Below are 10,350 nucleotides of genomic sequence, written 5' to 3'. Positions count from 1 at the left end.
TGCTCAGATCTGATCGGCGCGACACGCGGTTCTGTTTCGTATCGAGCCGATCCGCGCTCAGAAGTTCGGCCGCGAGCCTGGTCGAGTCGCGCTGCGACGCCAATCGGTCCGCCGCTCGGGATTATTCGTGGGTCCAGACGCATCCGGTGACATTGATGACGTCGCCGTCGTGCAACTGGACATATGACGCGCCCGTGTAGGACTGGATGTCGATGAGTTCCGACGATCTGGCTCCCTTATAGGGCAGCCATTCGATGAAGCAGGCGCCGTAGTCGTCGCGGCGTGGACCGGGCGTGTGGTAGACGCCGGCCTGGACATCTTGGCCGACGACCTGCATGCCCTCGTGGAGCCGGGCAGCGGGTTCGGCGTCGGCGATGCCGGTGGCGGCGAGGGCGGCGAGGGCGGTGCAGGCGATGGTGGTGAAAAACATGCGGTACACGGTGTTTCGTCCCTTCGAACGGGTCAGAGCTGATGTTGCGGGCAGTAGGCGGTGATGGCGGCGTCGAGGAAGGTATAGGGGTATTCGACGGAGTCGCTTGTGCGCTTCGTGAGCACGGTCGGGTTGGTCAGCGGTTGCCGGAAATGAGGTAGTGGATCAGCCAGATCGGCAGCCACATACCGCACGTGACCAGCGAGAGCACCAAGTGCAGTCCGTGCGGGAAGGCCGAGCGCACCACGATCGGACCGGCGCCGAGGGTTGCGTTGTGCTGCACGACATTCACCAGCGGAGTCTGAGCAGGCTGGGGATATGGCATGGGCGGGTACTGCGGCGGTGCCGCTCGGTGCTGCGGGTAGTACGGGCCGGGCTGCGGCTGCGGGTGGGGAATCAAGGTCCGGGCGTCCGTGGCCTGGGTTCGGTGCGGTTGCGGCGTGTGGTGAACCGGCGCTTGGGCCATCGATTCGGGCGCGCCAGGTGTCTGGTGTGGACCCAGTGGCTGCGTCGACTTCCACAAGTCGAGCGGTCCTTGGGGTTCGGTGGTCACGGGAACTCCTCGTCGCTAGCGATAGGTTTCGACGAATCAGTGTTCAGATAATGTAAGACTGTATGAACGACTGAAAGCATTGTCAATGCGGAAGCCCGATTGATTTTTGCTCACGCCTGCGCGAAGGTGGCCTGGAAGTAACACGAGAGGAGGAGGGGTATGCCGGAGGTGAGTGCGGCCGAGATATCTCGGCTCGCCGGCGTCACCCGCGCGACGGTCAGCAACTGGCGACGCCGACATGACGACTTTCCCCAGGCCATCGCCGGCACCGACGCGCGCCCGCTCTTCGATCTGAACCAGGTGCAAGGGTGGCTGTCCGAGCACGGAGTCGAGGTGTCGGACTCGCCGGCGAGCGACCTGCGGACGCTGGTCCGATCGCGCGAACCCGAGCTTGTTCGCCAAGTGATGAAAGCTTTACGCCGCTCCGAAGACGGTTGGGTTGCGTCCGGCCTGGGTGGTGAGGAGTCGGCGTATGCGGCAGAAGTGGCGGAGGCGGTCGCCCGGACCGCCGAACGGGACGGCACTCGGGTTGCTGTCGACACTTTGGCGGAGCGGGCGATGGAAGGCACCCCCGCCACGGGGGTGTACACCACACCTGCCGAAGTGGCGAAACTAATGGCAGTACTGTCGGCGAAGTTGGCAGCGGCCGACGTGCTGGACCCAGCGTGTGGGAGTGGCTCACTGTTGCTGGCGGCGGCCGCGGCAGGCGCTACCGAGCTACATGGTCAGGACGTCTCGCAGATTCAGGTCGATCGCACGCGGCTGCTGCTCGAGGCCGATACCGAACTCCAACCCGATATACGACTGGGCGACAGTCTCATGGCCGACGCGTTCTCCGGTCATCGGTTCGGCTCCGTGCTGTGCAATCCGCCCTACGGTCAACGCGATTGGGGTTCCGGTGAACTCGCGCTCGACACCCGGTGGGACTACGGCCTGCCGCCGCGCGGCGAACCGGAGCTCGCCTGGGTGCAGCACGCGATCGCGCACTTGGAACCTGGAGCCGATGCGGTGCTGTTGCTTCCACCGGCTGTGGCCACCCGACCTTCGGGCCGCAAGATTCGGGCGAATCTCGTGCGGACCGGGGCACTGCGTGCGGTGATCGGCCTGACTCCTGGTACGGCACAGCCGTGGCATATCGGGCTGCAGATCTGGATCCTGCGTCGGCCAGTGCCCGGCGCCGCCGTGCCCGACGAACTGCTTTTTGTCGACACCACTCCTTTGTCCAAGGAGGCCGCGGGCGAGGATCGCGTCGACTGGGACCTGATCACCAATAGCGTTGTCCAGGTGTGGCGAGCATTCGATGCCGGGGAAGCCGATCGGGCGGAGGTCTCCGGTATGGCGGCGGCGGCGCGATTGGTGAATGTGCTCGATGACGAAGTCGATCTCACGCCGGCGCGATATGTGCGCTCGTCGCTGGATGCGGGGGCGGTCTCCCATCAGGTCGGTGACGCGATGAGCAGACTCGCCTCCGCGGCGTCCGAGCTGACCTCATTGGCCGCGGAGGTCACCGGTTGGTCCGAGGCGGCAGGCAAATCCTGGCGGTTCGTGACGGTCGCCGATCTGGCGTCGCACGGCCAACTCGAGTGGATTCGCGCGCGACCGACAGGCGCGGATCGCAACGAGGCCACCGATACCAGACGCGTCTTGACGGCGCCCGATGTCGCCACGGGAAACCCGGCATCGGGAACGATGGCGACCGCGCGGCCGTCCGAAGCGATCGAGGTCCGCGCCGGGGATATCCTGCTTCCGGCCGTGCGCAGTGATCGAAGTGCGGGGCGCACGGCACGGGTAGCCGTGGCGGAGGACGCGGGGGCGGTGCTGGGTCCACATGTGCACGCGCTGCGTGTCGACGGCGAACGACTCGACCCATGGTTTGTCGCCGGCTTCCTGACCGGGGCCGAGAATGTCTCCGCGACGAGGACATCCACCGTCCGGTTCGATCCGAGCCGACTTCGGGTGCCGGTACTCCCACTGTCGGAACAACAACGATATGGGGCCATCTTCCGGCGGCTGTTCCTGCTACGAGTTACCGCGGGCCGCGCTTTCACCGCCGCCGAGCATGTCATCGAACACATGACGACCGGCCTCACGGCGGGGGCTCTGGTTCCCGATGACTCGATGGATGCCGGCTCGATCGCCGTCGGAAAGGTGCGGCCGTGACCGACCGCGACGACTACGCCGCGCTGCGTGCGGCGCTGCTCGACCAGCCGGTGTCGATGCCGCCTGCGCTGCTACCGAACTCGGCGTCGAACGGCACGGTTCTGCTCGAGGACTTGGTCGAGGCCGAGGCAGTCTCCGTGCACGAGTCCCCACTGGCGGTCGAGTCGGTCAGCGGCGATCTTCTTATGTTGTCGGCGAAGGACGTACGGCTCGATCGGCCACCGTCGAGATGGGGCACGGCGGATGCTCCGGGGGCCGTCACGATGCGCGCCGGGGACGTGGCGGTCGTTATCGGCGTGGGCGCCGCGGTCAGAGTGTGTGTAGCGGATGGCGTACTGCTGGGGCCGGGCATTCATCTCGTCCGCGGGAACCCCGACACGTTCGATCCACGGTTTCTCGCTTGTGTGCTGCGGAGTGCGGTCGATGCCGCCGACGGCTTTTCGTTCGATCTGTTCCAGGTCGAGGTCCCCCGCATTCCGCTAGCCGAGCAACGCCGTTACGGCGCCGCCTTCGAGCAGCTGACCGAACTCGAGTCGTCTTGGCGCCGTCGACGTGCGAGCATCGAACAATTGGTGCGCGTGGGCATCGGGGTACTGGCTGGGGGAATGTTACGGCCCGGCCCCGCCGAATAGCGCGGCGAGGCAGCACATCAGGACTCACGGAGGTAGCCGCGGTGCAACCGCAGGTTGTCGGAGATAGGTACGAACTCATCGAGGAGATCGGCTCCGGTGGAATGGGGCAGGTCTATGAGGGATTCGATCGCCACCTGAAACGGCGCATCGCGGTGAAGTTCACGCAACCCGGCCTCGATAGCGATCCGGATTGGACCAAGCGCTTCTTCCGGGAGGCCGAGCTCATGGCGCGGCTGCGTCATCCAGGGATGCCGGTGATCCACGATGCGGGCACGGTCCCGGGTGATCCCCAGCGGCCCTACCTGGTGATGGAGTTCATCGAAGGAGTCACCTTCGGAGAGCTCCTGGACCGGCGCGGGCCGCTGGCGATCGGAGTGGTCGCGACGCTCGGGGCGCAGGCGGCGGCCGTGCTCGCGGCGACTCACCGAAACCGCATCTACCACCGCGATCTGAAGCCGTCGAACCTGATGCTGTGCGCCGACGGGACCGTGAAGGTCTTGGACTTCGGTCTCGCTGTCATTCTCGATACCGACATGACCCGGTACACCAGCACCGGACACACTCTCGGTACGCCTGCTTTCATGGCGCCCGAACAGGTCGAGGGCCGACCGGTCGTGCCGCAGACCGATCTTTATGCGCTTGGGCTGGTACTGCACGAGCTGCTCACCGGTGATCGCGTGATGACCGGTAGTACGCCGTACGCGGTGTGGCAGAACCAAGTGCATCTGCCCTCGCCTGACATTCGCGAGATCCGTCCCGAGATTCCCGACGATATGGCCGATCTCATCATGAGCATGCTCGCCAAGGCGCCCGACCAGCGGCCGGAGGATGCCTCGACGGTGTACGCCGTACTCCTACAGCATGCGAGCGAGTTGGGGTCACTTCCGGAGATCGATGACCTCCACGGCCCGGCTTTCATGTACGCCAGAGCCGTTGGTGCGACGGGTGCGTCACCAGGTGATGCGGCGGACCACGCATTCACGCCGCCGGTCGGCGGACCGGTCGGCCCGCCGGTCGAAGTCGCGGCGACTACCGATTTCAGCCGCGGCGATCTGCAACGGGCAGTCGAACGCGCACGTGAACTCGCCGACGACTCGCAGTACGATCCGGCACTTCACGCGCTGGAAACCATGGTGGACTGCGCTGTTCCACTGTTCGGGGCGCGGGACGCGGATGTGGTGGAAGCACGGATGCAGCTCGCGGACCTCCGCTTCGAAGTCGGCGAATACTCCAATGCTGCCGAGACATACCGCAGTCTTATCGACGACATCATGACGGAGCGCGGGCCGTACGACGATCAGGTCATGTACTGCCAAAGGAAGCTGGCGAGTTGTGACATGCAGAACGGTGATCTCCAGGCTGCCGTAGCCAGGCTCCGGCGCCTGCACAGCCAGATGGCGGTTCGGTACGGAGAGCAGGACCGCCGCGTGATCGAGCTGGCGCAGGTGATCAGAAGTACCGGAGCTGGATAACCCTGCAATCGCAATCAGGTGAGTGGCTGTGGTCCCGGCTTTCGACCGGTCAGGGCACATAGTGAGTCACGATGACGGCTCCAGGTACAGGCGCTCGCAGGGCAGCCGGCGCAAGCCGCAAGTGGAGCCCGGAATTACGGTAACGGGTTCCCGTTGGCGTGCGTGCCACTCGGCGATGAAGCGGAGGGCTGCGGTGCGGCACGCGGCGTAGTCCAGTTGGACTCCGTGCAGGCATATGCTCAGGTGGAGGTCGGGTTCGCCGGGGCGCGGTGTGCCGGGATCGGTCATGGGGCGCAGGCGACGAGGGCGTCGAGCACGGTCTTCAGGCATGGGCGGTAGCCGTCGCGAGCTGGTTCAATCCATCGGCGGTAGGTTCCCTGGTCCGTGGGAGAGGGCAGCGCGACGATGCCGAGTGACGGGATGATCAGCGAGTTGGTGCGGAGCAGGGTGCGCGCGTAGAGCGAATGGTCCTCGGCCTCAGCCGAGTAGCCGGTGAGAAACGTGTACCTACGCGATCGGTGCCACACGATCGGTCCCGCCCACGACCGCGCGAGCAAGTATTCGCGGATCGCGTGTCCGAGTGGCTCCGGAGTGGTGATCGCACGGACTCGACCACCGATAGTGACTGCGATGCGTCCAGATTCATCTATGTGACAAGGCAATTGGCAGACAGTGCGGTAGTAGTGGCAGCGGCCGAGTGCGTCCGCTACGGCGGATGCGGACATAGTGACCCCCTGGATGCTGGTACGTGTGGGTGCGCCCGCTCCGACTTGATGACAGTGTCGGATCAGGTTGCGAAGAATGTCGCGGCGTCACTTCCCTGCCGGGCGCATAGATAGCTTGACGCTTCAAACGAATGTGATCCACGGCACTCAAGAGATGTCTATGATGCATCCATGCGACGCAAGCGGCTGATCGACGCGCGGAAGGCATCGGGGAAGACTCAAGAACAGATCGCAGAGTTCGTGGGGGTCGACAGAACGACACTAGGTAAGTGGGAGCGCGGTGAGTCCACGCCGCAACCAACCCAGCGAGAGCGGTATGCCGAGGCTGTCGGTGTGTCCATGCGTGAGCTGGACGCGATGCTGAATGGGGTCATGCCGCGCGTCAATGAAATGCCGGAATGGCTGACTACCTATCTCGGTATGGAGCAGTCGGCAACTATCGTCCGCGCTCATGAGCGCCGGGCCGTCTACGGGCTTCTGCAGACACCCAGATACCTCGAGAGTCTTGGCAGCAAGGTGGGGATTTCCGGCATGTCGGACATTTACTTGCAGCGGACGGTCGACCAGCGGATCTACCGGCAGAAGCGGGTGCGGAATGGTGATCTGATGGTCGACGTAGTGCAGCCGGAATCGGCCCTTCATCTTCGCATCGGTGACGGACCGGTGATGTCCGAGCAGATGCGGGTAATGGCGGAGCTGGCGGATTTGCCGAACGTGACCATCCGGATCAGCATGTATGACGCCGGCTTGTATGAAGCTCTGAGGTTGGGTGACTTCTCGATAATGACGCATCCGTGGGGCGGCCACGATCGGGTGCATGTCGAGGGCAATGGCAGTGGACGGTTTCTTACGGATGTGGACGAAGTTGCATACTTCTCAACCGCATTCGATCATGCGTGTCGAGTAGCGCTGTCTCCGAGAGAGTCACGTGAGTTCATATTGGAGGCCGCTGAGAGATGGAGCAGGAGATGCTAGGCATGAGGCAGCACATGGACGAACTGGACTGGCGGAAGTCCACCTTCACCAGCCCGGAGACTTGCGTAGAGGTTGCCGCGATTCCAGGGGGCGTGCTGGTCCGCAACAGCAACGCACCCGAGGCCGGAACATTGGAGTTCACCCGAGCCGAGTTCGCCGCTTGGCTGGAGGGATGCAAAGCGGGAGAGTTCGACGACCTCGTTGTCTGATGCCGTGGGCGACGTAAGCGCTGGCCAGCGACCGCTTCGACCTCGTTGCACCGCGCAACCGAACCCGACCGCCACCGATCAACCGTCCGCGTGAACGCTGCGCCGAGTTACCGCGGCGCGGTTGATGTCGTAGGCAAAGTGGGGTCGACGAGTCGCACCCCCAGAGGGGCGACATTCGCGTCGAGACGTACGGCAGGACTGTAGACGCCGTCAGGAGGCAGATACCCACGGATGAACGCGGCTCGTTGCACCGAACCGTCCTTCGTGAAAACGAGAATGCTGCCACGCTCGGTGAAGATGCGCTCCATCTCGACCGGAGCACCGACGAACGCCTCGACTTTCGCACGGGTGTCTGCGGTCACGACGTACACGCGGTCCCAATCGCCACCGGTGAGATCGCGGAGCAGCGCTGAACCGTGGGTGCGAAGGAGTTCGTCTTTCTTCGCCTCCAGATCGGTGTCCTCGGTAAGGTGCGGACCTACCGGCCGAGGCTCTACGAATTCGAGATAGCGCGGGTAGCCAGGCGCTCGAAGCTCGACGTCTGCGGTGTAGAGCCCTGAAACGAGCGGCACATCAACCCAAGTCGCACGCCGAACGCCGTTGCCTTGCGCGAAGACCAGCACTGAAGCGCCACTTTTGGAGAAGGTGTCCTCCATCTCCACCGGTGCGCCGACTTCTCGCTCCACCTGCTCTCGCCCGAGGTATTCCTGCTGGTAGACGTAGAGGCGGTCCCAGCTTCCGCTGGCGAGGTCGCGCAGCGGCGCGGAGCCGCCCTTCCGCCACAGGTGGTTCAACTGTGCGGACAGCTTCTCGTCTTGGCTCAAGTGCGGTTTGAACGGATCGCTGCCCGCATCCGTCAGATGTCCGACTGCCGCCGACGTCGGCACAGCGAGGAGAACGACGCCCCACAGCGCCCTGCGAAGCCACTTCCCCTTGGTAGCAGGTTCCGTTCTTGGGTTCACCGCGCGTCGCCTCCGTGTCGTGACCACCTCGTGGCGAGGGCATTTGGCGGTGCGCTCCGTATCGCCGACTTGGCTGGACGTCTCGGACGACTGAGAATTTCAGTAGGCGTGCGAGAATGCGTCGGCGTGGGGCGACGCCCACGCCGACCGCACGCGGCTTGCCCCGAAGATCGTTTTTCCTCCTCCGGCACGGCCTGCTCGATCAATGTGGTGCTCGCGCGACAGCATTTGCCATTCTGTGTGCGGACTATCGAGATGTGTGCCTACGTCTTGCTCCAGGCATACGGCACTGGGAGGAGTATGAGGCAGAATCGAGATCAGCGCACCAGGTCGCAGTGCTTCAACTTGTGACCCCGAGGAACTTTGCTGTTGGCGTCGGCTTGAGCTGCCGCTCGGTCTTTGCCGGTGCCGTAGACGACCTCGCCGGTCGCCTCGTTCTGCAGATTCATGAGATAGCACTTCACCGTCACGGTCTTTTTCGGCTTGTTCGCAAAGCTGAAATCGTGATCGGCGGAGGCGATGTTTGCGGTTGCGGCGGTGTTCGCCGGAGCCGAATGTGCTGGGACCGCCGGGATCAGCAGCAATGCGGTGAGTGCGGAACCAGCGAACAGTCGCGTAGGTGTGAACATGATCGAACCCCCCTGTGTCTAGAATCGAACAAGCGCAACCCTAGGATATCGGTCGTCGGCGCCGCAAGTGGTTTCCGACTGCGGTTCGAGTCGGCGACAAGGTCCCCATCCAGGGAGGTTGCAGATCGGCGCTGGTCAGTGCTAGACACTGTTCATGGCCATGTTTCGGGGGAGTGTCTACATTTACGGCAGGATGAGCGACGCGGTCCGGCTCGTCGGGATCTATGCCAAGCGGATGGCACTGGTAATCGGGGACGAGCCCACCTATTTCGCGGTCGATGAGGATTGGACCGACTCGTTCCGCCTGGTCGCGCAATGGTTGGATTACAACGAAGAGCTGACAGCCGATGACCTTCCGGAAGGGCGGAAGGTGTTGGAGATCAGTTGTACTTCGCGGCTGGTGGTTAATGGGGATCCGAATCGTTTCGTAGAGAATACGATCGACGCCGCACTCGAGGAGTTCTTTCGCGACGGTGGACGGCCGGAAATCGGTAATCCGAAGTCGATCCCGTGGGCGAGTTCGTCGGGTGAGCTGGACGAGGACGAAGTCGAGCGGTTCCGGAAGCGTTTTCCGGATGCGCAATTGGGCTGAGTCCAGTAGTCATCGGCGAAATTGCCAAATCCTCGGTCTGACCTCGGCCGGGTAAAACTCCTGGTGCGCCGCTTCCGCCGAAGTAGGCGACATCGAGCAAACTCCGCGTGACCTACGAGCATCGCCGCAGGCCTACATCGTGCAGGACGGCTTCGGCTCTGCCGCACATAGTGCACCCGCAGTGTGCGGCAGAGGCTGAAGCGTCGGAATCATTCCCACGCCGGTGGATCAGCGCGATCCGCACCGGCATTTGGGGTCGTTTGCGCGACGTCGGCATATCGCGCACGGCTGGTAATACAGGCGTTCGTCGACCTGAATCTGGGGTGGGTTCAGTGCACGGCTGAAATAGGTGGAATTGTAGGTGTAGAGCAGTTCGCCTGGCACGTAATAGTTGTTCTTCTTGTCGGCGACGTTCGACCGCACAACGACGCTACCGACTTCGGCGGCCTGGTGTTCGAGGGGCGGACCGGGATCGTCGGCGATGCCCGCGTTCGTCTTCGCCGAACCGAGCGAGACGCTGAACTGCAGGTCATGCAGCGACTTTCGCTCCTGATCACCGCGGAGGTCGGATCTCGCCGTGACGTGGACGATGCCGTCCGGGTCGAGGGTTGTTTTCAGTGTCAGGCGCTCGATGAATGGCCGCGCGGCAGTGTCGACCGCGAGGCTGAGTGTTTCCAGGTCGTCACGGGGATCGGACCGCTGGGTGTCGGAGCCCGGCCGGGTGGGCGTACAGAACTGAAACTTTGCGTGGCGGTCGCGGGGATCGGCACAGTACATCTCCAGCGACCCATCCGAGAGTTCCTCACCCTCGAACGGAACATGGGTGCCAGCCTTGAGGAGCTGATAGTACGAGCCTCGCGCCAGGCGGCCCTCGATGTCCTTGGCCAACTCCAACTGCTGCCGGTCATGGGCAATCCACGCGGCGCTGGCCGAATTTTCTGGACAGCAGAGTGTTCCAGTAGGGCTCGAACCCGGCGGCTGCCAGAGCTTTGCCGAGTGCGCTGTCCGGAT

12 protein-coding genes are annotated in these 10,350 nt (G+C 63.8%); 6 read left to right on the top strand and 6 right to left on the bottom strand.

From position 1 onward, the window contains the following. Nucleotides 1-121 precede the first annotated feature (121 nt). A complete protein-coding gene (locus ACIA5H_RS22010) occupies nt 122-430 on the bottom strand; it encodes a hypothetical protein (protein WP_397077196.1) in 309 nt (102 codons plus the stop codon). 136 nt (nt 431-566) lie between these two features. Beyond that, nucleotides 567-983: a hypothetical protein gene (locus tag ACIA5H_RS22005; RefSeq protein WP_218020589.1), complete on the bottom strand. Its 417-nt coding sequence runs from the start codon at nt 981-983 to the stop codon at nt 567-569. A 159-nt stretch (nt 984-1,142) separates the two neighbouring features. On the opposite strand from ACIA5H_RS22005, the gene ACIA5H_RS22000 reads away from it, so the two are divergent. From ACIA5H_RS22000 to ACIA5H_RS21990, 3 genes are all read left to right on the top strand, one after another. Then, nucleotides 1,143-3,143: an N-6 DNA methylase gene (locus ACIA5H_RS22000; RefSeq protein ID WP_397077195.1), complete on the top strand. Its 2,001-nt coding sequence runs from the start codon at nt 1,143-1,145 to the stop codon at nt 3,141-3,143. Then, on the top strand, nt 3,140-3,775 hold the full coding sequence (locus ACIA5H_RS21995; RefSeq protein ID WP_397077194.1) for a hypothetical protein: 636 nt from the start codon (nt 3,140-3,142) through the stop codon (nt 3,773-3,775). The genes ACIA5H_RS22000 and ACIA5H_RS21995 overlap by 4 nt, the downstream gene beginning before the upstream one ends. Before the next feature lie 101 nt (nt 3,776-3,876). Beyond that, the gene (locus tag ACIA5H_RS21990; RefSeq protein WP_397077225.1) at nt 3,877-5,247 is read left to right on the top strand and encodes a protein kinase; all 1,371 of its coding nucleotides are present in this window, start codon (nt 3,877-3,879) and stop codon (nt 5,245-5,247) included. A gap of 284 nt (nt 5,248-5,531) precedes the next feature. On the opposite strand, the gene ACIA5H_RS21985 is transcribed toward ACIA5H_RS21990, so the two are convergent. Further along, nucleotides 5,532-5,774, bottom strand: coding sequence for a hypothetical protein (locus ACIA5H_RS21985; protein ID WP_397077193.1), 243 nt, complete (start codon nt 5,772-5,774; stop codon nt 5,532-5,534). Nucleotides 5,775-6,143: 369 nt separating this feature from the next. Here ACIA5H_RS21985 and ACIA5H_RS21980 point away from each other — a divergent pair, with 369 nt between their 5' ends. Continuing rightward, nucleotides 6,144-6,947, top strand: a complete 804-nt coding sequence (locus ACIA5H_RS21980) for a Scr1 family TA system antitoxin-like transcriptional regulator (RefSeq protein ID WP_397077192.1) — start codon at nt 6,144-6,146, stop codon at nt 6,945-6,947. A gap of 2 nt (nt 6,948-6,949) precedes the next feature. Next, nucleotides 6,950-7,156, top strand: coding sequence for a DUF397 domain-containing protein (locus ACIA5H_RS21975; RefSeq protein ID WP_397077191.1), 207 nt, complete (start codon nt 6,950-6,952; stop codon nt 7,154-7,156). A gap of 107 nt (nt 7,157-7,263) precedes the next feature. Here the strand turns inward: ACIA5H_RS21975 and ACIA5H_RS21970 are convergent, their stop codons facing one another. Next, nucleotides 7,264-8,043: a hypothetical protein gene (locus ACIA5H_RS21970; RefSeq protein ID WP_397077190.1), complete on the bottom strand. Its 780-nt coding sequence runs from the start codon at nt 8,041-8,043 to the stop codon at nt 7,264-7,266. 392 nt (nt 8,044-8,435) lie between these two features. After that, entirely contained in the window at nt 8,436-8,702 is a 267-nt protein-coding gene (locus ACIA5H_RS21965) for a hypothetical protein (protein WP_397077189.1), read from the bottom strand. A 238-nt stretch (nt 8,703-8,940) separates the two neighbouring features. Between ACIA5H_RS21965 and ACIA5H_RS21960 the strand changes: the two genes are divergently transcribed. Next, complete coding sequence (locus tag ACIA5H_RS21960; RefSeq protein ID WP_397077188.1) at nt 8,941-9,339, top strand: hypothetical protein; 399 nt, start codon at nt 8,941-8,943, stop codon at nt 9,337-9,339. Nucleotides 9,340-9,567: 228 nt separating this feature from the next. Here ACIA5H_RS21960 and ACIA5H_RS21955 read toward each other — a convergent pair whose 3' ends face one another. After that, nucleotides 9,568-10,227, bottom strand: a complete 660-nt coding sequence (locus tag ACIA5H_RS21955; RefSeq protein WP_397077187.1) for a hypothetical protein — start codon at nt 10,225-10,227, stop codon at nt 9,568-9,570. Nucleotides 10,228-10,350: the final 123 nt, after the last annotated feature.

It is taken from the genome of Nocardia sp. NPDC051900, assembly GCF_044452545.1.
In the GTDB taxonomy this organism is placed as follows: Bacteria; Actinomycetota; Actinomycetes; order Mycobacteriales; family Mycobacteriaceae; genus Nocardia; species Nocardia sichangensis.
Note: the sequence above shows the minus strand (reverse complement) of the source record. Positions and strands in the feature narration are given on the sequence as shown.

Excerpts from the sequence above, each read along its gene's own strand:
- ACIA5H_RS21975 (WP_397077191.1), top strand. The coding sequence starts at position 6,950 with ATGAGGCAGCACATGGACGAACTGGACTGGCGGAAGTCCACCTTCACC.
- ACIA5H_RS22000 (WP_397077195.1), top strand. The coding sequence starts at position 1,143 with ATGCCGGAGGTGAGTGCGGCCGAGATATCTCGGCTCGCCGGCGTCACC.
- ACIA5H_RS21980 (WP_397077192.1), top strand. The coding sequence starts at position 6,144 with ATGCGACGCAAGCGGCTGATCGACGCGCGGAAGGCATCGGGGAAGACT.
- ACIA5H_RS22010 (WP_397077196.1), bottom strand. The coding sequence starts at position 430 with ATGTTTTTCACCACCATCGCCTGCACCGCCCTCGCCGCCCTCGCCGCC.
- ACIA5H_RS21960 (WP_397077188.1), top strand. The coding sequence starts at position 8,941 with ATGAGCGACGCGGTCCGGCTCGTCGGGATCTATGCCAAGCGGATGGCA.
- ACIA5H_RS21990 (WP_397077225.1), top strand. The coding sequence starts at position 3,877 with ATGGGGCAGGTCTATGAGGGATTCGATCGCCACCTGAAACGGCGCATC.